The 24,755-nt window shown below is 52.2% G+C and carries 24 protein-coding genes, 1 tRNA gene and 3 pseudogenes; 3 read left to right on the top strand and 25 right to left on the bottom strand.

Annotated features, from left to right (window positions below; genetic code table 11):
* Positions 1 to 23: 23 nt before the first annotated feature.
* From epsE to JCM2850_RS22950, 10 genes and pseudogenes are all read right to left on the bottom strand, one after another.
* Positions 24 to 806: a polysaccharide export protein EpsE gene (gene epsE / locus JCM2850_RS12745; RefSeq protein WP_234406256.1), complete on the bottom strand. Its 783-nt coding sequence runs from the start codon at positions 804 to 806 to the stop codon at positions 24 to 26.
* A gap of 47 nt (positions 807 to 853) precedes the next feature.
* The gene (locus JCM2850_RS12740; protein ID WP_025872301.1) at positions 854 to 1,786 is read right to left on the bottom strand and encodes an EpsD family peptidyl-prolyl cis-trans isomerase; all 933 of its coding nucleotides are present in this window, start codon (positions 1,784 to 1,786) and stop codon (positions 854 to 856) included.
* Positions 1,787 to 1,817: 31 nt separating this feature from the next.
* Positions 1,818 to 3,201, bottom strand: a pseudogene (locus tag JCM2850_RS19215) (undecaprenyl-phosphate glucose phosphotransferase).
* A gap of 13 nt (positions 3,202 to 3,214) precedes the next feature.
* Positions 3,215 to 4,354: an XrtB/PEP-CTERM-associated polysaccharide biosynthesis outer membrane protein EpsL gene (gene epsL, locus JCM2850_RS12730; RefSeq protein ID WP_148301266.1), complete on the bottom strand. Its 1,140-nt coding sequence runs from the start codon at positions 4,352 to 4,354 to the stop codon at positions 3,215 to 3,217.
* Between the two features lie 85 nt (positions 4,355 to 4,439).
* Complete coding sequence (locus JCM2850_RS12725) at positions 4,440 to 5,114, bottom strand: CAAX prenyl protease-related protein (protein WP_025872297.1); 675 nt, start codon at positions 5,112 to 5,114, stop codon at positions 4,440 to 4,442.
* Positions 5,115 to 5,440: 326 nt separating this feature from the next.
* Positions 5,441 to 6,262: a PEP-CTERM sorting domain-containing protein gene (locus JCM2850_RS12720; RefSeq protein ID WP_025872295.1), complete on the bottom strand. Its 822-nt coding sequence runs from the start codon at positions 6,260 to 6,262 to the stop codon at positions 5,441 to 5,443.
* A 186-nt stretch (positions 6,263 to 6,448) separates the two neighbouring features.
* Entirely contained in the window at positions 6,449 to 7,261 is an 813-nt protein-coding gene (locus JCM2850_RS19210; protein WP_234406255.1) for a PEP-CTERM sorting domain-containing protein, read from the bottom strand.
* A 367-nt stretch (positions 7,262 to 7,628) separates the two neighbouring features.
* Positions 7,629 to 10,193, bottom strand: a complete 2,565-nt coding sequence (locus JCM2850_RS12710) for a TonB-dependent receptor (RefSeq protein WP_036266206.1) — start codon at positions 10,191 to 10,193, stop codon at positions 7,629 to 7,631.
* A 436-nt stretch (positions 10,194 to 10,629) separates the two neighbouring features.
* A tRNA-Val gene (locus JCM2850_RS12700) sits at positions 10,630 to 10,706 on the bottom strand.
* A 54-nt stretch (positions 10,707 to 10,760) separates the two neighbouring features.
* Positions 10,761 to 10,973: a hypothetical protein gene (locus JCM2850_RS22950; RefSeq protein ID WP_234406254.1), complete on the bottom strand. Its 213-nt coding sequence runs from the start codon at positions 10,971 to 10,973 to the stop codon at positions 10,761 to 10,763.
* Between JCM2850_RS22950 and JCM2850_RS19205 the strand changes: the two genes are divergently transcribed.
* From JCM2850_RS19205 to JCM2850_RS22940, 3 genes are read left to right on the top strand one after another with little or no spacing between them, the layout of a single operon-like run.
* The gene (locus tag JCM2850_RS19205) at positions 10,973 to 11,497 is read left to right on the top strand and encodes a 2OG-Fe(II) oxygenase (protein WP_234406253.1); all 525 of its coding nucleotides are present in this window, start codon (positions 10,973 to 10,975) and stop codon (positions 11,495 to 11,497) included. The two genes, JCM2850_RS22950 and JCM2850_RS19205, sit on opposite strands and share 1 nt — an antisense overlap.
* Positions 11,494 to 12,072 (top strand): hypothetical protein, encoded by a 579-nt coding sequence (locus JCM2850_RS22945; protein WP_234406252.1) that lies wholly within the window; start codon positions 11,494 to 11,496, stop codon positions 12,070 to 12,072. Before JCM2850_RS19205 ends, JCM2850_RS22945 begins: the two co-directional genes overlap by 4 nt.
* Entirely contained in the window at positions 12,045 to 13,016 is a 972-nt protein-coding gene (locus JCM2850_RS22940; RefSeq protein WP_234406251.1) for a pyridoxal phosphate-dependent decarboxylase family protein, read from the top strand. The genes JCM2850_RS22945 and JCM2850_RS22940 overlap by 28 nt, the downstream gene beginning before the upstream one ends.
* 72 nt (positions 13,017 to 13,088) lie before the next feature.
* On the opposite strand, the gene JCM2850_RS12685 is transcribed toward JCM2850_RS22940, so the two are convergent.
* The 15 genes and pseudogenes from JCM2850_RS12685 to JCM2850_RS12620 all read right to left on the bottom strand — a co-directional run bounded on the left by JCM2850_RS12685 (position 13,089) and on the right by JCM2850_RS12620 (position 24,728).
* Positions 13,089 to 13,592, bottom strand: a complete 504-nt coding sequence (locus JCM2850_RS12685; RefSeq protein ID WP_025872291.1) for an SRPBCC family protein — start codon at positions 13,590 to 13,592, stop codon at positions 13,089 to 13,091.
* A complete protein-coding gene (locus JCM2850_RS12680) occupies positions 13,589 to 14,632 on the bottom strand; it encodes an MxaL protein (RefSeq protein WP_025872289.1) in 1,044 nt (347 codons plus the stop codon). The genes JCM2850_RS12685 and JCM2850_RS12680 overlap by 4 nt, the downstream gene beginning before the upstream one ends.
* Positions 14,629 to 15,201, bottom strand: coding sequence for a hypothetical protein (locus JCM2850_RS12675; RefSeq protein ID WP_025872287.1), 573 nt, complete (start codon positions 15,199 to 15,201; stop codon positions 14,629 to 14,631). Before JCM2850_RS12675 ends, JCM2850_RS12680 begins: the two co-directional genes overlap by 4 nt.
* Positions 15,186 to 15,917, bottom strand: a complete 732-nt coding sequence (locus tag JCM2850_RS19195) for a vWA domain-containing protein (RefSeq protein ID WP_234406250.1) — start codon at positions 15,915 to 15,917, stop codon at positions 15,186 to 15,188. Before JCM2850_RS19195 ends, JCM2850_RS12675 begins: the two co-directional genes overlap by 16 nt.
* Positions 15,887 to 16,189: a hypothetical protein gene (locus tag JCM2850_RS22935; protein WP_234406249.1), complete on the bottom strand. Its 303-nt coding sequence runs from the start codon at positions 16,187 to 16,189 to the stop codon at positions 15,887 to 15,889. The genes JCM2850_RS19195 and JCM2850_RS22935 overlap by 31 nt, the downstream gene beginning before the upstream one ends.
* Entirely contained in the window at positions 16,186 to 16,656 is a 471-nt protein-coding gene (locus JCM2850_RS12665) for a hypothetical protein (protein ID WP_159105170.1), read from the bottom strand. The genes JCM2850_RS22935 and JCM2850_RS12665 overlap by 4 nt, the downstream gene beginning before the upstream one ends.
* 20 nt (positions 16,657 to 16,676) lie before the next feature.
* Entirely contained in the window at positions 16,677 to 17,129 is a 453-nt protein-coding gene (locus tag JCM2850_RS12660; protein WP_025872283.1) for a hypothetical protein, read from the bottom strand.
* The gene (locus tag JCM2850_RS19190) at positions 17,129 to 17,734 is read right to left on the bottom strand and encodes a DUF58 domain-containing protein (protein ID WP_234406248.1); all 606 of its coding nucleotides are present in this window, start codon (positions 17,732 to 17,734) and stop codon (positions 17,129 to 17,131) included. The genes JCM2850_RS12660 and JCM2850_RS19190 overlap by 1 nt, the downstream gene beginning before the upstream one ends.
* A gap of 288 nt (positions 17,735 to 18,022) precedes the next feature.
* A pseudogene (locus JCM2850_RS19185) lies at positions 18,023 to 19,041 on the bottom strand (AAA family ATPase).
* A 200-nt stretch (positions 19,042 to 19,241) separates the two neighbouring features.
* Positions 19,242 to 19,517, bottom strand: coding sequence for a methanol dehydrogenase (locus JCM2850_RS12645; RefSeq protein ID WP_025872281.1), 276 nt, complete (start codon positions 19,515 to 19,517; stop codon positions 19,242 to 19,244).
* 84 nt (positions 19,518 to 19,601) lie between these two features.
* Positions 19,602 to 20,096, bottom strand: a complete 495-nt coding sequence (moxG, locus tag JCM2850_RS12640) for a cytochrome c(L), periplasmic (RefSeq protein WP_025872280.1) — start codon at positions 20,094 to 20,096, stop codon at positions 19,602 to 19,604.
* Between the two features lie 25 nt (positions 20,097 to 20,121).
* Positions 20,122 to 20,979, bottom strand: a complete 858-nt coding sequence (gene moxJ / locus JCM2850_RS12635; RefSeq protein WP_025872278.1) for a methanol oxidation system protein MoxJ — start codon at positions 20,977 to 20,979, stop codon at positions 20,122 to 20,124.
* Positions 20,980 to 21,071: 92 nt separating this feature from the next.
* Positions 21,072 to 22,870 (bottom strand): annotated as a pseudogene (locus tag JCM2850_RS19180) (methanol/ethanol family PQQ-dependent dehydrogenase).
* A 452-nt stretch (positions 22,871 to 23,322) separates the two neighbouring features.
* Positions 23,323 to 24,150, bottom strand: a complete 828-nt coding sequence (locus JCM2850_RS12625) for an SDR family oxidoreductase (RefSeq protein ID WP_025872276.1) — start codon at positions 24,148 to 24,150, stop codon at positions 23,323 to 23,325.
* Entirely contained in the window at positions 24,147 to 24,728 is a 582-nt protein-coding gene (locus JCM2850_RS12620; RefSeq protein WP_025872275.1) for an NUDIX domain-containing protein, read from the bottom strand. Before JCM2850_RS12620 ends, JCM2850_RS12625 begins: the two co-directional genes overlap by 4 nt.
* Between the last annotated feature and the right edge of the window lie 27 nt (positions 24,729 to 24,755).

Raw genomic sequence — 24,755 nt, 5'->3', positions numbered from 1 at the left:
TATTTATTAAAATCTGCAATCTATTAAAAGAAACTTTCCTGCACATAGATCACATCGTTGGGCTTGATGAGGTCATCATGTTTGGCAGTGATTACTTCAATATGGCCGCTAGCATCACGACGCTTGATCTTGACGCCTTTTTCTGTGCCGCGAGGGCTTAAGCCACCACCTACAGAAAGCGCTTGCAATACTGTCATTTCATGTTCGAGACGGTAATGGCTGGCACGTTGAACCTGACCATAGATATAGAATTTATCGAAACGTTCAACATAAATGATGTCACCACCAGCTACGCGGATGTTCTTGCTGAGATCGCCAGTACGCATCATGTCAGCAAGGTCAATCTGATCCCTGACCGCTTTACCATCGACGTTATGCACCAGCGTGATCAGATCGCCACCTTCAGGTGATACACCACCAGCCAAGGCAAGCACATCCGCCAGCGTTTTAGCGCTATCTATAGGGTATCTGCCCGGGCGATTGACTTGACCCAGAATAGAGACTTGAAGGCTCTGCAATTGCGCAACGATGATGTTGACGTGAGCACTCTTAAGGAAACCACCCTTTTCCAGCATGGTGGCAATTCTTTGCTCGGCGGCGGCAACCGTACCACCACCCACACGCACTTCACCTATCAGGGGATAAGTAATGGAACCTGATTCACTCACTCTGACCTCAAGTGACAGATCAGGCTGCTCGAACACCGATATTTTCAGCACATCGCCAGCGCCGAGAAGAATGTCACCTTCTGCAGCATGCGTTACAAAAGGCGTCAGACTCAGCATCAGCAAGAAAAACCATGTCATTAATTTTTTCATTTTACTATCGTCCTGATATTAAGGATGGGGAGTACTTATTTCAAGCCACTAACACCACTGGCGATATCATCCTCAGTAGAGCTTGGCTTCTTTTTGGCTGCCTTGGTTTCAGTCGCTGTTTCCATCTTTTTATCGATGTACTCAATCTTGGCATCGGCTTTCAAGCGCTTGACTTCATTTTCAGCAACTTCCTTGCGCGCCTTATTCAGCAAATTGTTTTCAATTTGCGGTGTTGCTTCTGCAAGTGAAACTGGGCTGTCCTTGATCTCGTTCATCATGATCAACATGGTGCGAGGGCCCATGCCGATCACGAACAACTTACCCTTATCCTCGGCCTTGAGGCGCTCGGAAATCTGTGGCGGCAATTCAGCAACACTGCGTGAAACCTGACCTTGATCGTACTGAATATTATGGGCATCCATCCATGCGGCTACTTCCTGCAAGGTCTTGAGTTTGCCAAGTGCTGTTTTCAATTCATCATTGGCGAATTTAGTATCAATCAACAATTGATCCATTTCCACCATTCTGCGCTTGCTGAAGAATTGAGGATTCTCGTTATAAAAATTCTCAATTTCTGTTTTGCTTGGCTTGGCGACACTGCCTAACTTGGATTGCAGATATGCCTGAGCAATGATTTGTGATTTCGCACGTTCAATCGTGGTCATCACATTTGGATCCCTATCCACCTTGGCCTTGAGCGCAGCTTCTTCAAGTAACTGGCGATCTATCAATGCAGTCAGAATCTGCTGCGTTGCCTGCTCGCGCTGATTCTCCTGAATGTTGGCACGACCCAGCTCCTGATTCAGCTGATGTACGGTGATTTCCTTGCCATTGACCTTAACCAGAGACTGGCTGGCTTTGGATTCATGCTTGTCGCCACAGCCCGACAATGCGAAAGCGAGCACAATCACAGCACCGACACACAGGGTTCTGGATTGCTTGAAGTTAGTTACAAATCCGTTATTCACTTTCCAATCTCCTCAAATCTATTTAAACAACCTAGTAGGCGTTATCTTTTTTGAACACAACCAGCACCGTCCTGACGATAATCCAGAAGTCAAAAGCCAGGGACCAATGGCGCAAATAATCCAAGTCATACTCGATACGGGACTCCATCTTGTCCAAGGTATCAGTTTCACCACGTAAACCATTCACCTGCGCCCAGCCTGTTATTCCAGGCTTGACCTTGTGCCGCAGCATATAGCCACGAATCAGCTTGCGATATTGCTCATTATGAGAAACGGCATGCGGTCTAGGCCCCACGATACTCATCTGACCTTGCAACACATTGATGAACTGCGGCAGCTCATCCAGTGAGTTCTTGCGCAAGAAACCACCAATCGGTGTCAATCGCTGATCTCGCTTCTGCGCCTGTACTACCTTGTCACCATCTTCCATTACTTTCATGGAGCGGAATTTATAGACAATGATTTCCTCACCATTCAGCATAACGTCGCTGCTTGAAAATCACCGGGCCTGGGGAGGTCAACTTCACGGCCAGAGCCAGTGTCAGCATGATGGGAGACAGCATTAATAGAATAAGCGACGCCAAAATAATGTCACTAGTCCGTTTGATTAAACTGTTGAAACCGGTGAATGGCGTCTCAAGAATAGCGACCACAGGCACACCAGCCACATCATCAAAGCGCGCTTGTACCAGATCAAAAATATAGATATCCGGCACAAAGTAAATAGATGCTGTGGTGTCTTGCAATTCTTCAAATAACTGCCTGATGCGTGGCTGCGCCGACATGGGCAGGCTGATGAAAATAATCTGGGTATTATTGGCGCGGACATATGGCGCAATTTCCGACATGGAACCAAGCAAAGGCAGATTACGCATGCCCTTGGGGTGCCTGGCGACCTCTCTGTCGTCAAAGATCCCCTTGACCTCCATAAACAGGTACGGGTCGTCCGTGATGCGATTGATCAAGCGCACGCCAATATCATTGGCACCGATAATCACTACGGACCTGACTTCACCATTCTTGTGCAAATCCGAGGCAATTTTGCGTATCGCCAGATGCGTGACAATAAATATCATCGGCACACTGGCAAACCAGGCATATATCATCTCATCCAGATACTGACTGGATAGATCAGCGGCATAGCCGATGAACATCAGCACAGCGATGACAATACCCCAGCCAAAGAGAATATCGCGGATATAACCAAGTATCTTGCCACTACGCCAGGTACGGTAAAGATCCAGACGCTCGTAGACATTAGAGGAAACAAAGTAGGCTAGCAACGCCAGAATCAGGTAGTAGCCATTAAAAGGCTCACCAAACAACAGGGTGAACACATACAGCGTACCAAGAATGATCAGCGGGTCGAGCAGCTGCTTGAAAAACGCTACTAAAGGGATGTCATTTACGGTCATTTATCTTACACCATCAGAATTCATAACGACCAGTAAGCGAAATGCTTGTCGAGTTGTAGTTTAAAATTGGTGAGGTTGAGTCACGCAAACTTCTATTTAGACCAGTAGTGAAACTTAACGATTCAAGAGGGCTGTACGTTACCCCAAAAGAAAAAACCTTATTCTTGTCGGTACGACCTTGATCTTGCCCGGTGATATCGCCTTCAAATTTTAGTTGTTGATACCTGGCTGAAGTTGACAGCAGGATCTTACTCGTTGCGCTATAGGAGATGCTTGCACTTGCGCCACTATCAATCACATAGCTGGCAGTTACGATTGATATAGCATTTGCATCGCGCCATGCGGCTGTCTTGAAAGAGGTTTTGTCGGTAATGGACCACACCATGTTCCCGTGGGCATTAAATCCGGAAAAATCGCGCTGTGAGAAGCTGTCATGTTTACGATCAACATACCCCCCCAAAAATTCAAATCGTGTTTTGGCAGAATAAAGCCAAAGTATGTCCGCCTTGAGTGATTGCTGCCTGTAGTCATTATTGACAAACACGGTACCAATCCCCGGGAAAAAAGCAGGCCTATCAAAGGGCCGCGTGCCACGCCCATTAGTGAAGACCAAGCCAACCTTACTGCCTGACTCAGCTAAATAGTCCAAACCTACGTGCTGGGAATTTTCCTGAAAAGAAGCCGCATTCAATGTTTGAGAGTCATACTCAACATCCTGGCGCTGCACACCAAAGCGCGCGCGCCAACTGGAATGGAAACGCCAGTTTGCTTCAAAAGTTTTACGCTCCTGAATACGCATATTCAATTCCACACCACGAAAATCCGCAAAAGGCAGCATAGCCTCGTTTTTATAGTACTCAACCTTGCCCCGGAATTGCGAGCCCACTGCCCAGTTCCATCGAGCGACAATATCTTTACCTGTATTGTCTAACTCTGAATTTTTGTTGTATTTGGTTTCATTCACACCGATATTGGCGTAGAAATTCTGCTGACTAATATCCTTATCCAGAATAATGCCAACCCGGCCCACTACACTCGTATCGGACTCCTTGTCAGAGCGGCGCCTCAGGTTGTCATCATAAACATATGTTGCACTGACATAGGGCCGTATGACATCACCTTCACGAGCCAGCACAGGGTCGGAATAACCCACTGCATTCCAACCTATGACTGCCGTGATAACCAGCTTTTTATAATGAGTAGAGTCTGTTAGTCGCAAAGAAATACTTCCCCAATGGCTACCAGTAATGCCAGTTACCGGTATAGATAATCCAAACTCCCAATACACCGTTGGTCACCGCATGCGCGATGATCGGCATCCATATTGTTCTGCTCCGGATGTAAAGCAATCCGTATGCCAGCCCCGCAACCAGACCAGCAAACCATAGGTTATGCTCTATGGCAAAAAGTAGTGAAGAAACCAGTAATGCCACAGCACCAACCGTGGCCGGCTCCACCTTGAGGAAGTCCTGATTTTGTATCCAGCGCATCAGGAAAGAACGCCAGAACAACTCTTCCATCAGAGGCACTACTAGGGCAGCACCGACAATTCTTGTCACCATTAGGAGACACGCTTCGACACCCTGCCCCGGATTGAAGCCTTGCGATGGCCCGCCCAGTAACATCCACGGGGCATCCAGGTTAATCCAAGCGACAAATACTAGCACACCAATGCTGATTGCGCTCAACCACGACTTCAAACTAAGCAACGACAAGCCACCAAGCTCGATATAGTGTTTGCGCAATGTCCAAAGCAAGTAGGCAACCAAGCCAACCTTGACTCCATATAACCATCGCAGATCAAAACCCTCAGGCACAACTGCGCCGATCAGGTCTACCCCTGCCATGAATAGCATATAGACCGCGAAGGGAATAACACGGCTACTTATCGGCCCCAGTGATGCCCTGTTCATGCATGTGCCTTAGTTTGAAATACGCTCATGATACAAAATCAAATCGCCAAATGACAGGCATTCTCATTTCAATAGTCCCTATGGACTAAATCAGACTCACTCACTGCATGAATGGCCTTGCGGATGCTACTGTGCAACTGCTATAGATTTATGACAAGTCTTGTCACACCTTCGCTCGCCATTCCCAGTATGTGCTACAACTTCAGGAATAGGCACCAACACAATACCCAAAATGAATAAGTCGGCATGAAGCCGACTTATTCATTTACTCTTAGCATGACTAAATGCACGCCTGATAAGCGCGTGCATTTACGTGCTCAGCTTAATTAAGCTTGGCGACGACGTGCAGCAAAGCCCAGCAGTCCCAGACCAACCAGCATCAATGCGTATTCAGATGGCTCTGGAACTGCAGCCACTGCCACCACACGGAAGCCACTCAGCCACATTTCAGCCGCCTTGCGACCACCTTCGCTGCTGGAAGCACCCTGTACGATGCGAATGGCATTGCTACCGAACTCATAGGTGTACTGGTCAGCATCTACGCTCAGGAAGTAGATACCAGAGTTAGGATTGTCTTCACCGAGACTGACATCGGTACGAATAGCAACCTTGTCCAGATCCAGGTAGGAAGCGGCATTGTTGGCATTGTAGCTGGCGACATAGTTGGAACGTGAGGGATCACGCAGACGGTAGCCATCTTCAGCACCATTGTAGGTGCCGGAAGCGTAGTACCAGGCAGCGGAGACAGTATCTACATTAGCGAAGCCGGTGCGGACGATAGAGTTGATTTCAGAGATCCCACCGCCACCATGGATGTTGCCAGTAGGATAATTAGGCAACAATTGGAAGTAGCTACCAATGATCAATTGATCAGTGGTTGCATCCAACCATACGGTGTCGATGAAAGTACCGACCTTGATGGTGTTGTTGATAGGGGAGTAAACAGAAGTGGTCACCGACGCCTGTTGAACCCAAGTTGAAGGAATGCCACCTGTCAGGAAAAACTTATCAGAACTGGCAATGTTTGTGCTACCAGGCGTACGAGCACCCGTGTTCAATACATCTACAAAACTGCCAGCGTAAGCGCTGCTGACACTAACCACAGCCAAAGCTGCACCGACGATAGCTTGCTTGAATGAAACTTGCATTTATTAATCCCCTATTATATGAGTCATTGCCTTATGAGCAGGCAATGACTCCGTTCTAATTTACGACTTCTCCAATGTGTACAACCAGATCATGCATCAGCTGATACATGACGCCCCGGCATTAAGCCAGGTTGTGCTTCTTGCGGCGTGTGGCCACAAAACCCACCATGCCAAGGCCCAGCAGCATCAGGCATATTCCGATGGCTCAGGTACCGCTGCCACTGTTGTTGGAATAAAACCACCAATAGAACCACCGACAACGGCCTGACCTTCTTCACCAGCCTGGTAGAAACCAATCGCTTTATCCCCCCAGACGTAGCTGGTTGCGTCGGTCTTAACCAAGTACAAACCGCTGTTTGGATTACCTTCAGATGCGCTGACATCGGACTTGAAGCGAATCGCATCAGCATCATAGGCAACGGATGAACCGAAGCTGTGATCATCGGTACGGCCAGATTGATACAGATTCAAGTCATAGTCGGACAGATACAGCCAAGCTGCAGACGCGGAGTAACCCTCAAAGCCATAACGGTAGAGGAAGTTAACTTCCTGGTTGTTATCTACTTCATTGATATAGCGAGTACCAAACACCAGGCTATTGTCACGGCTATCTTGGAAAACAAAGTCGAAGATAGTCGCCTGAGCTACCCCAGGCACCAAGACAACATTGCTAGTAATCTTGTAGTCAAGCAAAGTCAGCACGCCATTGCCTACAACACCATAAGGCGCAGTTGTGGAATGTGCTTTATAGGTAATTGAGGTAGCAACCAGATTGCCTGGATTGTCCTCAGGATTATCATAGCCAGCCAACCAATTGATGTTAGTTGCGTCAAGATAGAATTTATCTGAACGAGGATTGTTAATCCCGTTAACCAAGCCACCATTACCAACGGTTAGGTTTGCCAGATCATCACGCAAATGCACAAAATCACCCGCATAAGCGGAGGATGCTGTAGCCAGCATGGCAAATACCAACGCCATGGATTTCATTTTCATCATCAGTCTCCTTGTTGTTGCTTTCTCATTGATTTGACTTCTATGAACGAAGCCGCCTCTCAAGGATGGCCAGCGCAATACCAACCATCACCACTCAGCTACTGCAACTTTCAGGCCTGACTTGACCTGGCATACTCGCTAGGAGCGAGTGGCCTGTGACTACCAAAATTCATGACAAGATGTAAAAATGTTACAAATCATTAACATATGCCTGGATTTACAGCCGAAATTTGCTAGGTACTTGCGCAGTCATTAGTCCATACGGACTAATGAGTGCCACCTTGGCGAGCATTTCTTTTCAGGCTGCCAGTTCTAGATGGCGGCTAAATGCAACCAAAGTCGCTGGTTGCAACCACCAACAACCAAACCATTACTTGCCATTAGCCCCGAGCTTTTTCCAGTTCAAGTCGAAAGCCAAGCCCACCCACATGGCTCTGGGTGCTCCGGGGCCAATAAAGGTTGTGTTTTGCCACTGCTCGGTATTAGGGTTGAACTGACCATTGGCGCCAAAAGGATTACGTCCCAAATCACCTGCGGTCGCATAATCCTTGTCGAAGATGTTGTCAGCCTTGAAGAATAAGGTGATGCCGCGATCAAATTTATAGGTCGCGCGCAGATTGAAGACGGCATAACCCGAGTTGCTCCCTCTGCCGAGGTAATCGTAAGGGTCACGATCTGCGCCTGAGTACACCGTATGACTGGCAGCCCGCGCCCTGTGCTCGTTATTTTCATTGCCACGCACATAGGCCGAGGAGTGCATGACCATACTCAGCGTGGTGTCGAATCGTTCAGTGAAACGATAATTCCAACTGGCCTGCATGATGTGCCTGGGCATGCCTGGAAGATGATCGCCAGGCTCGATATTGACGTAAGACTGCAAGGTGGTGGTTGCAGTATTGCTGCTGTTATTGGGATTAATGGCATTGGCTGGAGATTCGAAGGTGGCCAGCAGGTAGGTGTAGTTGAGCCTGAAGCGGCTCTTGCCCCACTCTCCCGCAATGCCGCTTTCTATCCCTTGCCGCAGGGTCTCACCAAAATTATCGAAGACACCACGGTTTTTGCGCCCCAAGGGCATAAACAAGATGTCATCCTTCAACTCGGTACGGAAAGCGCCCACATTCCAGCTAAAACCGCCCACCAGGCCGCGGAAACCCAGCTCATAGGCCGTTGACCGAATTTGCTTCAGATAAGGGTCGGCAGACAATGAGGTCGGGATGGAACAACCATATTGGTAATTGGTGCTCGCAGGTTCATTATCCTTGGTGTAATCCCGCGCGCACCCCAACTCAATCACGGTAGGCACGCGAGCGCCCCTACTGATATTGGCGTAAGTGGAAAAAACCTCACTTACCTGCCATACCGCGCCTAATGAAGGATTGAAACTACGGTAGTCATAATCCCCATCGGTACAAACCCAGCGTGCGTTATCGGTGGGGCTGCTGCCCTTGCAGCGATTACGTGCAGGCAGAAAATCCCTGGTATCAAAGTTATACAAGTCCTTGCCACGGTCTGAAATCAGGGTATTTTTTACATTGGACCAGTTCCACCTGCTACCAAAAGTGATGTGCAAATTATCACTTGGAGACCAGGTATCACTGAAGAACAGCGCCTTGGTACGGCTGCTGCCCTCTAGATCATTTCTGATAATTTTACGCACGGCAGCCACGATGCCCCAGGAACCATAGGTATAGCGTGGATCATCGGAATAATGCACTTCGCGGTTATCGTTGATTTCTGCAAGCTGTTGGCTCTGCAGAAATTGCACCTCGTTACTATCCGTAGTGACCCCTGCCGTCACCTGATGTGCGCCGAGCTCCCACATTAATTGCAAAGCCCAGCCTTTGGACTTCTGATCAAGTTGCGAAAGATTGAACATACCGTTCAACTTGGTGGAGTCGGGACAAGCCTCGCTGACCACCTGATAACAAGGGTCTGATGGATTTTCTATCGGAACGCCATACCGCCCTATCAAGCGCTGATAAGACTCATAGACATCACCACTTGTCCCCGTCTGGTGCATATTCCGTCTATAGGCCAAGGCCGAGATCGACAAACTGTCAGTGACATCCCAACGGCCATTGAGATTGTAATGCGCTAACTTATTGCCTGATTCGTCAGGTGAAGTGAATACCCAACTCCGGTTGTTCTCTGCCATTTCAAAGGGCAACATGCCATTGCCGGTCAAGGCTGTATCAACATTGAGCGCGCTGAGGTTAATCTCGCCCTTGCTGAACTTGAAAGTTGCGTTGTTATATAACTGGCGCAGATTACTTGGGGAGTTCTGGCGCCAGCCATCTTCCTCGAAATGGTTGTAAGCCGTGAATAGGCCAAACATGCCATTGTTAACGCCGTTGGAGACCTGAACCTGCTGCCTACCCCAGGCGCCGCTGATGATTTCACCGCGCGCAAAATTATCGGTAAATCCGGTCTTGGTGCGAATCGCCAGTGCCCCACCCAAGGTATTCAAGCCAAACAAAGGGCTGGAACCAGGTAGCAAGTCCATGGAAGCAATCGCATTCATGGGCAACAAATCCCAGTTCACTACATCGCCAAACGCCTCATTCACACGCACGCCATCCAGATAAACCGAGATACCCTGCGGCGTGCCTATCATAGGCGACGCTGTAAAACCACGGAAGTTGAGGTCTTGCTGAAAAGGATTACCCGCATAGTCATTGATACTCACCGACTGCATATTGTTGTTCATGTACTCAGTGATATTGATCGCGCGTGATTCGGCGATTTCCTTGGCCGTGGCGCTTTGAATATTGGTAGCGGCCTGCTCCCTGTCTATCCCCACTCCGGGTAGCGGGCTGACTATACGCACCCGTGGTGCCTTCACCACAATCTCATCTACCTTGATAGCAGGCTCGGGCACCGCTTGCGTACTACCTGCGGCAACTGGCACTACAGGCCCGTTAGTGGTAGCAGGCACAGCTGCCTCATCCGCCGCCATTGTTTCTGAAATGCAGCCCACCGCCATGACTGCACACACCACTCCCACGCCCCCGATTAAAGGTAACCTTCTCCTGACCAGCACGCTCTCTCCTTCACCATCACCTTGTTTTTTCTAGAAAATGCTGGCTTTGTAGCCAGCTTGAGGTGGATGTCAGCAAAAGTTGCGCCATGGCCCAGCGCTTGGAATAAGGCGCTGTTTTTTAACAACATGTTACTAAATGTAAATAGCTGATACAGACATCCATGGCTATACAAGGCCAAATGGTTGCAACCATTTGGTTGTTTACAACCACGCATACTGGGGTGGGGTAATTTGAATTAGGAGCGGGATAAAACCAGCTGCTTGCCTGGGCTTTGCTTGCATGAGCAAGCCCAGAAAAGCAAAAAGCCACCGCAAGGTGGCTTTGAATATTTGGTAGACCCGAATGGACTCGAACCATCGACCTCTGCCATGTCAAGGCAGCGCTCTAACCAGCTGAGCTACGGGTCTGCATCTTGCCTTGCACAGAACATTGCGCAAAACAGAAGAGGTGCGCATTCTAGCCTAATCTACAGGCACCCGCAATCCTTGCTTATAAAAACCAACTTGCCACAACTGAAGGGCATGCGCCTGGGCATCAGTCGCTATAATGTCAGGCATTCTTTCCACAAGAGCATAGCCGTTTTGAACCCCCATATCAGCGCCATTATTGATGGCATTGCCCAGCAGGGTTATGCCGTCATTCCTGAGTTTCTGCCCAAGGAGTTTATCCAGCATTGCGCACGGAAGCGCTTGCCTTGCAAACGGCTGGCAAGCTGCAACACGCCAGCACTGGCCGTGCCGCAGCCAGCAAACTGGATACCCAGGTCAGGGGTGATTTGATTCATTGGCTGGATCAAGCCCAGGCCAGCGCCTTGCAGCAAAGTTTTGCGGCTTGCATGGAAGAACTGCGCGAGGCACTTAATCAGCACTTTTATCTGGGCGTGTTTGAGCTGGAAAATCACTTCGCGATTTATCCCCCCGGCGCTGTTTACAACAAGCATCTGGATCAATTCCGTGGCAACCAAGAGCGCCAGGTCAGCTGTATCTTGTATCTGAATCAGGATTGGCAGCCGCAGTATGGAGGCCAATTACGCTTGTATCTTGATGGTGAACAGCCGGAACCGTATATCGATGTCCAACCCGAAGGCGGCACCTTGGTGGTATTTCTTTCCGGGCAATTCTGGCATGAGGTATTGCCAGCCAGCCAGCCGCGTATCAGCCTGACCGGATGGTTCCGCAAGCGTAGCGACAACTTGTGATGCCACCCGCAGACAATCCCAGCAATCAGCCTGCCGCCGCAGACTTGCCGCCCACTGCAGCTGCTGCATCGTTTGCCTGGCGTGATGCCATGTTTGACCCCGAGCAATTCCGTGCAAGCGGCCAGGCCTTGGTCGCCTTGCTGGCCAAGCAATTGAGCCATGACCTTGCAGGAGAAGGTCAGCCGCTAAACTGGCAGCCGCCGCAGCTGGCGGAGCAAGCCTGGTTGCAGCCCATGCCAGAGCAGCCCGAACTGAATGCTGACACTCTGCTAAGTTGGCTATCGCAGCAGGTAATCCCGGCTAATCTGGCTGTCCACCACCCCCACAGCATGGGCCATCAACTGGCCCCACCCCTGCCGCTTGCCGCCCTCTGCGATCTAGTGGCCAGCCTGGCCAATCAGGCCATGCCAGTGTACGAAACCGGCCCTGCCGCCACGCTGATCGAACGTCAGGTGATACGCTGGCTGAGCGGGCTGTTGGCTGGCATAGTGATAGCGGCAGCGCTGGCATACTCACCTCTGGCGGTGCCCAGGCCAACCTCACAGCCTTGCTGGCCGCGCGACAACATGGTGTAGATGTCTGGCGCAGCGGGGTTAAGCATGCGCCACAACTGCGCATACTCACCTCAAGCCTTGCGCATTACTCCATCAGCCGTGCGGCAGGCATCATGGGGCTGGGTACCGATGCGGTACTGGCGGTAGCGGTAGATGCGCAGGGGCGTATGGATATGGCAGACCTAGCGCGCCTGCATGCTAGCTGCCTACAACACGGTGAGATAGTGATGGCCGTAGTAGCCAGTGCAGGCTGCACCGCCACGGGCAGCATAGATCCACTGCAAGACATTGCCGCGTTTTGCCAGGCACAGCAGCTATGGCTACATGTGGATGGTGCGCATGGTGCCTCCGCACTTTTATCCACCCAACATGCTCACAAGCTGCAAGGCATAGCCTTGGCAGATTCCGTCACCTGGGATGGCCACAAGCTACTGTATATGCCTGCCGCTGTTTCTGCGGTGCTGTTCCGCGAGGCTAGGCATAGTTACCTGGCGTTTGCACAGGATGCCTCCTATCTGTTTCATGGTGAGGATGCAGCGCTGGACTACAACACCAGCTACCGCACTTTGGAATGCACCAAACGCATGATGGGGCTCAAGCTGCTGGCGGCTTTCAAGCTCTATGGCCGTCAAGGCATGGCGCAGTTGCTGGACCATGTGTTTGCGCTGGCCAGCAGCTTTGCAGATGCATTGGCACAAGCGCCGGATTTCGAATTATTGATGCGCCCGCAGACCAATATTGTCTGCTTCCGCTACCGCACAGATGCGGCACAGAGCAACCGCCTGCAAAGCTGGCTACGCCTGCAGTTGTTGCAAGGTGGGGATTATCATTTGAGCCAGGTGGAGATATCGGGCACGCTCTGGCTACGCTGCACCTTGATGAACCCCTATACCGAGCTCAAGCATTTGCAGGGTTTGCTGGAACGCATACGCACACGGACACGCTCAGCAGAAGAAAATGGCTGAGACTGGCTAGAGGCAGAAAAAACAAAGGGGCTAAACAGCCCCTTTGTACTTAGTGCAAATGCTTATGCAGCATTACTTGCTGGATTCCAGCCCAGCCAAACCTGCCTTGATAAAACCATCCACTGCATTTTGTGCAGTCTCGTCATCCTGGCCTTCAGGCGGTTCATTGCCAGTATCAAAACGGTAGAAACGCGCCATCCAGCTCACCTTGCTGTTGCTGCCATCAGCTTCAACCTTGATGCGGCCAGTCAATGAACTCACAGGCAAGGCTTCCAGCGCAATCTCGCCACCCAGGCGGTAATTGATAGTCTTGCCAGCCACATCCAGCTCATCAATCTGCTGTTGTAACTTGCCGCCATTCTTGAGCGTGATATTGCTGGTCTTGTCATCCACCACTTCGCAGGCTTTGACTTCAGGGTGCCATTTGGCAATGCCACAAGGTTCAGCCACTTTAGCCCACACCGCATCAGGCGCGGCCTTGACCGTCACCGTCTCATCGGTCTTGCGTGGTGTTGGGCCATGGGCCAATGCAGGGGCGGCAATGGCAAGGCTCAGCAGTGCAATTAATAGTTTCATGGTTGTTTAACCCTCAAAAGTTGTTGAACGAAAGCGAAAGTGAAAGTAAAAAACCGGGGTGGCAGGAAAAACGCCAATATCAGCAGCAGGGCAGGCACAGCCAGCCAGGGGCGCAGGTCAGTTTTGCCAGAACGCCAGGTGGCCATCTCATGCGCGGTGGCATCACGCGCAAATCCGCGCAGGCTCTGCAAAGGCTCATATTGCAAGCCTGTGGTTTCCGCCAGATGCTGCAGGGTTTTGTTATCCAAACCGGAAAGATTGGCCTTGGTGTCCTCGGCCGGGTTACGGCCATGCGAGGCATTGCGGCGGTTGAGGCCATCGTCATCGGCCTCTACCGTCATGTCCGATTCCATGTCCGCCACGGATTTAGAGGTAAACATGCCAAAAGTGGCAAAGCGCATCACCTCCTCCAGCTCCCAATAGCCGATGATGTTGTCATGCTCATCCAGCTTGGGGATGCGGCTTAGCTCCTCCTTGCCGGTGCCAAGCAAATAGCCTTTGATATCACCAGGCTTGCCTTCATATTTGGGTAAGTAATCAGGGTTGGATGGTGGTGCCTGGTGACCATCAGTAAAGAAAGCCAGGCGCATATCTTCACCCAGCTTGGGCGTGAGGCTGGCAGCAGACAGCACACCATGGGTAATAAACGAATCCGCCGCCCAGGCCATGCGCCAGTCCATATGATCTATGGTTTGATCCAGTGCCGAGAAATGCGCGCACACCTCCAGCGGCTGCACAATATTCTGTGTGCCACGCTCGGTAAACATACCCAGCGCCACCATGGAGCCACAAGGCAGATCACGCAAGGCTTCACGCATGGTCTTTTTGGAAAACTCCAGGCGGCTGATGCTTTTGCCATCCAGCGTGTAATCGCGCACATTCATGCTCTGGGTGATATCCAGCACAAAAAACCAGTCAAACACCCGCCTGGGCAAAGTGGCGCTTGGTGCCAGCATGGCAATCAGCAACAGCACCAGCGTCAGCAACATGCCGCGCCCGCGCCAGTCAAGCTGCTTGGGGTTGAGGCGCTGCAGACTCAAGGCATGCCCCTGGGGAAGCCGGGAATCGAAGGCCAGCCGTCCGGGCGTTTCTCGGCCTCGTCTACTTCGTCATCTTCTTCGTTATAGCGGTTGGGGGTTTTCACTCCGGCAAACGAGGGCGAGAGACGCAAGGCCAGCTCCAGGTTGTACTTGGCGTCTATCCACTCAGGGTCTATCAGCAAGGCCTTGCTGTAGTTTTCCTTGCACAAGGACATCAGCGGCCCAACCTTATCCCAGGCCACATAGCCCTCGCCCTCAAGAATATCCACGCTTTGCGTCAGGTAGAGATTGCCGGAATTAAACAGTGCGGCCTTGCGCAGTGCATCACCGCCCTTGGCAGCAGCTTCAACGTAGGTTGCCAGCGCCTTATCGGTTTGCCCCTGCTCTGCCAGCAGCCAGGCATTGGCAAACAATGCACGTGCATCATCGCCTTTTTGCACCTCTCCGGCTGCGAGTGCCTGGTTGTATGCGTGCGCCTGGTAAAGGCTGATACTGCTGAACAGCACCCCAGTCAGGGATAGCAGCAGCAAAAGCAGCATCCACGGCAACAGTCTCAAGCGGCGCGCCATTTTTTAACCTCCGTCAGGTGTAGGGCAAACAAGGCTGCGGCACACAGCAGTGCCAGCAGGTAAAACATCCAACTCAAATCCTGCCGGGCGGCAGATTCGAAATATTTCACCGGCTGATTCTTCAGTTGGGCAATATCCGCCAGCGCCTCTTCCACCGCCTTCGGGCTTTCGGCTTCATAGACGTGGTAATTCACGCCCAGCGACTGAAAATACTCGTGTAATTGATATTCAGGGTAAGCATCGCGGTTTTCATCCTCGGGCGCGTCCTTAAGGCTGGCACCATTGGCAGAGCGCAGATAAACCCAATACAGGGAAGCGCCCTGTCTATGGAACATTTCGCGCAGCAAGTCCTGGGTTTTGATGTCCAGATGCGCCCCACCGTCAGACACCAGAAGAATGGCGCGCGCACCGCTGACTGGCCTGCCCTCAAAATAATCCAGCGCCATGCCCAGGCCGCGCGCCACAGCGGTAAAGCCCATGCCTCCGGCCTCAGTAGCCTTGAGCGCCGCCAGCACCGCTTCACGGTCCCCACCCAGGGGTGCCACCAGAATCGGCGAGGTACTAAAAGTCACCATCCCCAGCAAATCCTCGCGGCTTTGTGCAACAAAAGACTGCAACACGCGTCTGGCCGCTGCCATCTTGGACTCGCCATCACTCTTGGCGCGGGTATCGGCAAAGCTGTCATTCATACTGGCACTGCGGTCCAGCACCACCATGATATGGGCGCCCCTGCCAACTTTCTCCAGCTGCTGCTCGCCCCAATAGGGGCCAGATAAGGCAATGGCCAAGGCTGCAATTGCCAAGCTCCGGCTGCACGCCAGAAACGTTCTATCCACACTGACAGCTCATCGTGTGGCAAACGGCTGACCGCAGGGTAGGCAAAAGCCTGATGGCCACGCACCAGCAAGGGCACCAGCGCCAACAGCAGCAATACCAGCCAGCCCGGACTTTGCAGCCCGGCGCCCATGCTTTGCAGATATCCGCTCACGGCGTCTCCAGCAAGCTCAACTGCCTTGCCAGGCGTGCCACTTCAGGCTGTTGCATGGCATTGCTATTGCCCGCAAAAAACACTTGCTGAGTGGCGGCATAAAACTGGCTAATGTCGCTTTGCAGGCTTTGCAGCTCAGGGTGGCGCTGGAAAAACGCCTGCAGGCCTTCAGGTGTGACTGCCTTGCCTGCGTAATCATTAAACGCCCGGCTCAAAATCCGCATCGACTCCTGCAAGCCATGCGCTTGCTTGCCCTGCTGGCGTATGGCCCTGGCCGCCTTGCGGAACGGCCGCGCCTGTTGCTGGCCCGTCATCCAGGCAGGCAGCAGATCAAAACGCCAGGCAAAATATAATCCGGCCAGCAACAATGCCAGCAATGAGGCACTCAAGCGCCACCAATAAGGCTGCAACGGCTCTGCCTGCGGCGCAATGGCAGCGCGTGGCGTGGCTTGTTCCTTGGTAAGCATGGTAGGCAGCATAGGAGCCATCAACACTTCAGCGCTTGTACATTGGCCACCAGCACATCATCACCATGGCGGAATGTCAGCTCCAGAGCGCGCAAAGGAATAGGCCTGACATCGCGCAAGGTGCGGAACACCTGCCACTCGAAGGTGAGGCTATGTTTGATGCCTTGGGCAACACTGCTGGCTTCCTGCGTCACTTGGCGCAACTCGATATGCGCACCAGCCCCCAGGCGTTTGGGCAGGGAAGCCTCATCCAGTGTATAGCCTGCGGGGGTAATCACTTCCACGCGCTGGCTCACCACATCCCCCACGCGGTAACCAACATCGCGCACGAAAGATTGCGCATTGATATTTTTTTCAATGCGCGTTTTTTCAATAGGGGGTTTTTCTACAGCCTGGGTTGTTGCAGCCTCATCTTCCGCAGTCCATGCAGACATGGGCGTCAAAGCCAGCAATAACAGCAATAGAGATCTCATCAGCTAGCCTCCAGAAGATGACGCGTCAGCAATCCCGCATCAAACTTGTCTTCAACAAAAAATGGCGCCCTGGCCCCATATTGGCGGCACAAAGTTTTGAGTTCTTCCTGTCGCGCCAGATAACTTTGCGCGATCTCGCGCTTGAGGCCCGCGCGCAAAAACAAGGATCTTTCGCCGCCACCTTCCAGGTCACGCACCCTGGCCCAACCCCAATCCGGCAAATCCCGATATTCACTGCTGTCCCACAGCACCACAGGCACCACATCATGGGCGGAATAGCTGTTCAAGGTCTGTTTGAGCAAGCTCGCGTCCAGATGGAAATCCGACACCAGAAACACCAATGATCGGCTAGCGCGTATCTGCTCCACCGCGCGCGGCAAGGCCGTGCTGCCTGCCTGCGGCCTAATCTCGGCTTGCAATAACTGCCGGTGCAGCTCCTGGGCCTGGCCACGTCTATGTGAAGGCGGGCTGCATAACTCCTGGTGCAGCTTGTCATCGCAAGCCAGTAGCGAGAAGGCATCGCCATGGCGCGTGCTGGACCAGGCAATGGAAGCGGCAATCTCGGCCAGCAAGCGCTTTTTCTCAGCATTGCCTGCAAAGCGCATGGAGCCGACACATCGACCACGGCATAGACATTGATGGCGCCACGCTCAAAGAAGCTGCGCACCACATAGCGTCGAGGGATCACCCGCAAACTGGCGCGTAAATCCAGCCGCCGTGGGTCAGGGTTATCCATAAACGGCACATGCCCGGCAAAATCCGCACCGCTACCCGGTGTGCGGGTGGCATGCGCGCCAGGCTGCGCGCCGCGCGCGCGCCAGCGCAAGTGGTAATAGAATTCCTGGGGTGTGAAACTAGCCAAAATAAGACCTGCCTATGAGGAATGTCACTCGTTAAGGCGCAGGAATATGATTGAGTACGCCCGCCAGTAAAGCCGGGGCAATCTCGTCGCGGCGCAGTTCATAAGCCGCATTGAAGAACACGCGGTGACCTACGGTTGCACTGAATACCGCACGGATATCATCTGGAGTGAGGAAACCCCTGCCCTCCAGCCAAGCACGGGTACGTGCTGCACGCATCAGCATGGCCATGCCACGCGGGCTGGCACCACCTGCCACCAGCCGGCTCACATCCACATCTTCAATCTCAACCCCTATGCGCTCGGGTGGCGCAATGCCTGCCAAAGATTGACGGCGTAATCCTGCAAGGCCAGCTCAGCCCGCACACTAGCCTGCACCTGCTCGGCTACGGCGTTGAGCTGGTCATAAGGCACCAGGCCAGATTCCAGGGTATTGATCAAGGCATCCGCATCATGAAAGCGGGTGTTGAACATCAAATCGCGCTGCAATGCCCTGTCTTCTGGCGCATTGACGGAAATTTCCATAAAGAAGCGGTCACGTGCAGCAGCGGGTAACTCAAAAGTTTCCTCACGTTCCAGGCGGTTACGGTCAGCAAACACCGTGAGGTGCGGGAAAGCATAATCCCGGTTGAAGGCATTGACGCTACGCTCGGCCATCAGCCTCAGTAACAAGGAATGCGCCTGTGGCCGGGCACGGTTGATTTCGTTAAAGAAGAACACTGCCAGCTCATTGTCATGTCTGAGCAATGGGCCTGGGGCCACCGCAGGTTGGCCTTTTTCATCGATATACGCATGGTAGAGAAAATCGCCAGGCATCAGGTCTATGGCACCTTCTATGCGCTGATAGGCCCCGCCCAGCAAGCGCGATGCCGCTTTCAGCAGCGTGGTCTTGCCCACGCCCACATCGCCCTCCAGCAATACATGTCCACGCGAGAAAATCGCAATGGTCAGCGCACGGACTTGCTGTTCCAGACCGAGCACGACTTGGTTGGTAGCCTGCTCAAATGCCAGCGCGCGTTCGCGCCATTCATTCAAATTGATGTTTGCTTGCATGCTCATGTCCTGATGACTGAAGTGTTCGATTGAGACGGTGATTTCTGTGGGAAGGTGTTATCTGAAGTGCACTTAACATTCATGCTGATGCGCTCTTAAGCCTGCAAATGCGCTTGGGATAACCACTTGGATAGCCAGCGGCTGTCTGTAAAAAAAGCTGATGCCCGATCAAGAGCATCAGCCTTTGGTATCAGCCCAGCTTACTTCACGTCAAACTTGAAGGAACCAGTTGCCTTGGCATTGGCAATGCGCTTGGCATTGCGTTCGTCGATAGCCTTGATAGCAGCTTCTTGCTTGCTGAGTTCAGCAGCTTCGTGCTTAGGGTCATACTTGGAACCAGCAATCTTTTCTGGATAGCCAGGCTTGGCTTCCCAGCAATTGCCAGCTTCTTTACAGGTTTGGCCGTCGTAAGAGAAAGCCAGGCCTGAGGCAACCATCGCACCTACGGTTGCTACTAATGTCAAAACGCGCTTCATTGATATCTCCTTGTGTTATGGTTGCTGGTGGTACTACTGTTCTGCCGGGTGCCACCAGTCAGCAGCCCGGCAAGATTCCATCTGTTAGCCGTTTCTATGCTCGAAGGTATCCACTGCCTTCTTCGCTTTTTCCTTATCGTTCTGCAAGCCACGAACCCAGCTCATCACATGCAGGATTTCATCTGGCTCAAGCAAGCCTTGTTGCGGGCCCATCTGACCGGCAGCACCGCCGTAGATGGTCTCGAACAAGCCCTTGTCTTCCAGATTGGTAGGATAGGTCCAGTAATCATCACTCAAGGCTGGGCCCAGCTTACCTTCGGCCAAGTGACCATGGCAGCCGGAACATGCGGTAGCAAAGATCACATAACCCTTGTTCATCTCTTCCTGCTTGCCGTTGTAAGGATTCACGCCGGTATTCTTGAATTCCTTGAACGCTTCACTCTCGGTTTCACCCGTAAAATCTAGCGGCTCACCAGAAATGGTGCCGCGAAAATCCAGGTCTGCCTGTGCTGGCATCAGGGCAAACCCAGATGCGAGAAACACGCTCAACCCACCGACTACTGCTAATTTTTTAAACATTGACTACCCCGGAGTTACAAAGAAACTAAATAGGCAAGAGGGGTACGCCTTCCCTTTTCAGGATGGCATCGATCTCTTGCTGACTGGACGTAATGGCTTTATCCAGCGCTGACTTGAGGGCCTCATCACCACGCCTTACCCCCATGACCACTTCATACTGCATAGGTATCTTGCTGCCATTGGCACGCTTGGCGTTGTCCTCGATCAACACCATGGTCAATGGTGTCTTGGACTCCGCCACATACTTACCCACGGATGGGCCCCACAATGCCGCAGCGTGCAGGGTTTTATTGGCAACATCGTCCACCAACTTGCGCTCATCGATCTTGATGTAGCGATTACGGGTGGATTTAAAATCTGTGAGCTCGGTCAGGTAATCGAACATATCGTCGAAACGACCAATCTCCAGCATCATGTTCTTGGCAGGACTATCCGGCAGGAAGCCGAGCCTGAAATTACGTTCCTTGAGATATGGGTGATCCCAGGACTTGATATCGATCTCTCTATCGGTACGGCTAACAAATACATAGCCGGACTTGTAATAGGTTTGGGTGGTAGTGACACGCGGATCACCCTTGTCCAAGCCCATCAGCACATCACATTGCTTTTTGTCGAGGAAATCACGCACTGCATAACGTGCATCTGGCCACCAAACAAAGCTCACCTTGCGGTCCAATGCCTTGCCTATGACTTTGGCAATCTCGTTTTCAAACCCCTGTTGCTTGTCGTTTGAATAAGGCAGTTCATCCTTACCCGCACACACCTTGAGTTCTTCTTGAGCCTGGGCTTGCAGCATCACACTGCCAAGCAAACCAGCCACCAACATCTTCATGCCTGTCTTAATGCCTGTACTACAGGATTTCTTGCTAACAAATTGCTTCATGTGGGCTTGATTCCAAAACACTCTTGCTTACTGAGATGCCGGGGCAGAACCTCTGCCCCGGCACATGACATCAGCTAATAATCAGCAACTGATTACAGGCTGAACACCATCAGGCCACCGCCCATTTGTGTGTGGTTCTGCAGTTCCTTGAAGGCACCTACAGCACCCAGACCAGCGCTAGGATCGGTCAAGTCAAATACCAGACCAACACCAGGCCAACCGCCTACACCGTACATGGAACCGATGTATTGCTTACCCTTGACTGGTAGGTCATAGGAGCGCCGATACCACCGGATGGCATCTTGAACTTCCACAGTTCCTTACCGTTGTCCTTGTCCAGAGTCTTGATGTAACCATCAAGTGTGTTGTAAGCAACCAGACCGCCCTTGGTAGCCAGCGTACCGCCCCAAACAGCGAACTTCTCCCACTTGGTCCACTTGTACTTGCCAGTCACGATGTCCATGGCACGTACTTGACCCATTTCCTTCTTGGTTGGGCCGCTAGGTCCTGGGTACATCGCCAAGGTTGCGCCAACGAAGAACTGACCTGCACGGTATGGCAGCATGAACGGCTCCCAATCCATACAAATGTGGTTCAGACCGGCGTAAACGATAGGCTCGTCCAGATCCAATGCGTCCAGACCTTGGTTATGGAAGCCCATAGCGGAAGGACAAACGTTGGTGCTCTTGTGGTCCATGCGTGTGCTGAACTCAGGATCACGTACTGGAGTACCAGTCTTGAGGTCAACCTTCTTGAACACGTTCACAGCTGGATCAACCTTGGCAGCTTGTACCAGGTTACCGTTGTCACGGTTCAGGGTGTACATGATGCCGTTACGGTCAATGTGGGTCAGCAGAGGTGTTACCTTGCCGTCAACCTTGTGATCGGACAGGATCATCTGGTTCACACCAGCAAAGTCCCATTCGTCATGAGGAGTCTTTTGGTAGCCCCACTTGGCTTCGCCTGTATCCAGGTCACGTGCCCAGATAGTCATGGTCCACTTGTTGTCGCCAGGACGCATGGTTTCGTTCCATGGTGCTGGGTTACCAGAACCGTAGTAGAACAGGTTCAGCTTAGGATCGTATGCATACCAACCCCAGTTAGTACCGCCACCGATTTTCCAAGCGTCGCCTTCCCAGGTCTTCAGACCCAGGCCAAATTGACCGTAGTGAGGATTGTCGCTGTTGAAGTTCTTCGCCAGCTTAACTTCTTCGTCAGGGCCAGTTGCAAAGGCACGCCATTGCAGTTCACCAGTCTTGAGGTTGAAGGAGTTCACAGCACCACGAACACCCAACTCAGCACCGGAGCAGCCCACCAGCACGGTGTTCTTAGCGATGAATGGAGCTTGTGTCAGGGTTGCGCCAACCTTAGGATCACAGACTTCGATTTCCCAAGCGATCTTGCCGCTCTTGGCATCCAATGCCACCAGCTTGCCGTCAAGTTGAGTCTTGATGATCTTGCCATCGCCATAAGCCAGGCCACGGTTTACGATATCGCAGCAGGCAACCGCTTTAACGGAAGCCACTTGCTTAGGCTTGTGCTGCCATGCAATCACGCCTGGGTCATTCAGATTGACCGCAAAAGTGTTGTTAGGGAAGGCACTGTGAATGTACATCATGTCGCCGATCACCAGAGGCGCACCCTCGTGACCGTGCAGAACGCCAGTAGAGAAGGACCAAGCGGCCTTCAGGTTCTTGACGTTGTTTTTGTTGATCTGGTTCAGTGTGCTATTGTGCTGACCGGTAAAATTACCAGTTTGCAATGCCCAGTTATCTGCATTCTTGGTCAAATTCTGCAAATCGGAATTCGCCTGAGCACCTTGCATCGTCGCAAGTACCAGCAAACTGCCGACAGCAGCGCCGATACCGACGTTGGTTACTCTGCCTTTCATATACTTCTCCTCATTCTGGTTTGATTACAAACTCCCTGCCGACGGTTGTTACTCGGCGGAAACAATTTTTAACAATTTGTAACAAGTACAACAGATGAAAGATTCCCGATGAGTCGGGAAAGAGTTCACAGGTAAACCATGGCTAACTCATGGTGACTAGTCAGTATTGGCAGTCAGTGCGTGATGCCCAGCTTGAGCAAGTTCAGCTAAGCATCTGTTTTATGGGCTGGAGATGGGGCGGGAATCGCCGGGAGTTTCACCCGCGGTGACTAAGGATTTTTTTGAGGCTGAATTTCTTGTGGCTGAAGTGAGGCTGGCGATTTTTTACTACTAGCGCCCAAAAACAAAAACGCCATGGCAAAACCATGGCGTTTGTATCAAGACTGGTAATGAGATTTAGGCAGGCAGATTTGCGGATGAATTTGCGGGCAAATGCAGCATTGATCTCTTGATCACCCAGCAGGTAAATCGGCCAATAGTGCGGTATATCCTGCCACATAATCAGGGTAGATAAACGCGTAGCCTGTTGCCAGCATGCGCTGGTTACTCAGTCGCTTGTTACCAGAGACTGCGGGCACTGTGACCGCATTGGCCTCTACCCCTTGTTGGGCCGCCAGCCAGTGCAGCAAATCATACATAGGCAAAGGCTGGTGATCTGTCACCACGTAAAGCGCAGCCAGTGGCTGCTGCCCGAGCTGAGCAATCAGGTAGACTATAAAAGCGGCACCATCATCGCGGTGTATACGGTTGGTCCAGCCGTTACGTGGTGGCCATTTCTGCGGCTCGCGTGCCAGCGTAATCATGCGTAAACGCCCTGGGCCATAAATGCCGGAAAAACGTAACACAGTCGCAGGCAAACCCTGCAGCAAGGCCTCGGCCTCCAGCATGCGCACACCGCTGAACTCGGTGGCGATTGCCGGGGTGGTTTCATCCAGCACATCCTGGGTTTCCTGGCCATAGACCCCAGTGCTGGAAACAAAGAAGATATGTCGTAAGGTCACACTAGCCAGCGCGGCCAGCACATTGCGCAAGCCTTCGACATAGCTAAGCCTATAGTTTTCATCGCTATGCTCGCTGGCTGCGACGCAATACACCAGAATATCGGGCTTTAATTCCGCCAGCGTATGCAGGGTTTCTGGATTGCTGACATCCGCACTGATGACGCCCTCACTCTCCCCGGCGTTGCGACGGAGGCCCGTGGTTTGATGCCCAGCTAGCTGCAAGCGGCGCGCGAGTTCTTGCCCCAAATCACCAAAGCCAGCAATTAATACATGACTCATGGCATGCGCTTTCCAGGCCAGCTTCCATTAAGGAATTTTTCAGCATGGAACAGCGCCACTATGCTTTTGCCATCGGTCATTTCGCCGTTCTGCACCATCTGCAGGCATTGCGCCAGGCTGGCCTCAAACACATGCATGGCTTCATCTTCATCACGCTGGTGCTGCCCAGCCACCAAACCGCGCGCCAGATAGATGTAAATCACTTCATTGGAATAGCCTATGCACGGATGTTGCATGCCCAGATATATCCACTCGCTGGCGCTGTAACCTGTTTCTTCCAGCAGCTCACGCTTGCCAGTTTCAAAGTGCGGCTCACCTGCATCTATCTTGCCCGCAGGGAATTCAATAAACACCTGGTGCAAGGGATAGCGGAACTGGCGCTCCAACAACAAGTTGCCGTTATCCAGCACCGGGATCACGACGACAGCGCCAGGATGAATGACATATTCACGCTGGCTGGTAGCGCCCGAGGGCACACGCACCTGGTCGCGCTTGACCAGCAACATGCCGCCTTCTGCGATGGTTTCGGAAGAAAGAGTAATTTCGGTGAGGTCTTGCTGCGGCGATTCGGTGGTCATGGCGTGATCATCAGAAAGTAAAAGGTG

The sequence above is a fragment of the Methylobacillus glycogenes JCM 2850 genome (assembly GCF_000617925.1).
Classification (GTDB): Bacteria; Pseudomonadota; Gammaproteobacteria; order Burkholderiales; family Methylophilaceae; genus Methylobacillus; species Methylobacillus glycogenes.
Note: the sequence above shows the minus strand (reverse complement) of the source record. Positions and strands in the feature narration are given on the sequence as shown.

What these genes read in the sequence shown, in the direction of transcription:
- JCM2850_RS12660 (WP_025872283.1), bottom strand. Translation starts at nt 17,129, where the DNA reads ATGAGATCTCTATTGCTGTTATTGCTGGCTTTGACGCCCATGTCTGCA.
- JCM2850_RS12645 (WP_025872281.1), bottom strand. Translation starts at nt 19,517, where the DNA reads ATGAAGCGCGTTTTGACATTAGTAGCAACCGTAGGTGCGATGGTTGCC.
- JCM2850_RS12665 (WP_159105170.1), bottom strand. Translation starts at nt 16,656, where the DNA reads ATGCTTACCAAGGAACAAGCCACGCCACGCGCTGCCATTGCGCCGCAG.
- JCM2850_RS19195 (WP_234406250.1), bottom strand. Translation starts at nt 15,917, where the DNA reads ATGGTGGTGCTGGACCGCAGTGCCAGTATGAATGACAGCTTTGCCGAT.
- JCM2850_RS19190 (WP_234406248.1), bottom strand. Translation starts at nt 17,734, where the DNA reads ATGCGCTTTGCAGGCAATGCTGAGAAAAAGCGCTTGCTGGCCGAGATT.
- JCM2850_RS19210 (WP_234406255.1), bottom strand. Translation starts at nt 7,261, where the DNA reads ATGATGAAAATGAAATCCATGGCGTTGGTATTTGCCATGCTGGCTACA.
- JCM2850_RS22950 (WP_234406254.1), bottom strand. Translation starts at nt 10,973, where the DNA reads ATGCTGGATAAACTCCTTGGGCAGAAACTCAGGAATGACGGCATAACC.
- JCM2850_RS12685 (WP_025872291.1), bottom strand. Translation starts at nt 13,592, where the DNA reads ATGAAACTATTAATTGCACTGCTGAGCCTTGCCATTGCCGCCCCTGCA.
- JCM2850_RS12620 (WP_025872275.1), bottom strand. Translation starts at nt 24,728, where the DNA reads ATGACCACCGAATCGCCGCAGCAAGACCTCACCGAAATTACTCTTTCT.
- JCM2850_RS12675 (WP_025872287.1), bottom strand. Translation starts at nt 15,201, where the DNA reads ATGGCGCGCCGCTTGAGACTGTTGCCGTGGATGCTGCTTTTGCTGCTG.
- JCM2850_RS12720 (WP_025872295.1), bottom strand. Translation starts at nt 6,262, where the DNA reads ATGCAAGTTTCATTCAAGCAAGCTATCGTCGGTGCAGCTTTGGCTGTG.
- JCM2850_RS12725 (WP_025872297.1), bottom strand. Translation starts at nt 5,114, where the DNA reads ATGAACAGGGCATCACTGGGGCCGATAAGTAGCCGTGTTATTCCCTTC.
- moxG (WP_025872280.1), bottom strand. Translation starts at nt 20,096, where the DNA reads ATGTTTAAAAAATTAGCAGTAGTCGGTGGGTTGAGCGTGTTTCTCGCA.
- epsE (WP_234406256.1), bottom strand. Translation starts at nt 806, where the DNA reads ATGACATGGTTTTTCTTGCTGATGCTGAGTCTGACGCCTTTTGTAACG.
- JCM2850_RS12625 (WP_025872276.1), bottom strand. Translation starts at nt 24,150, where the DNA reads ATGAGTCATGTATTAATTGCTGGCTTTGGTGATTTGGGGCAAGAACTC.
- moxJ (WP_025872278.1), bottom strand. Translation starts at nt 20,979, where the DNA reads ATGAAGCAATTTGTTAGCAAGAAATCCTGTAGTACAGGCATTAAGACA.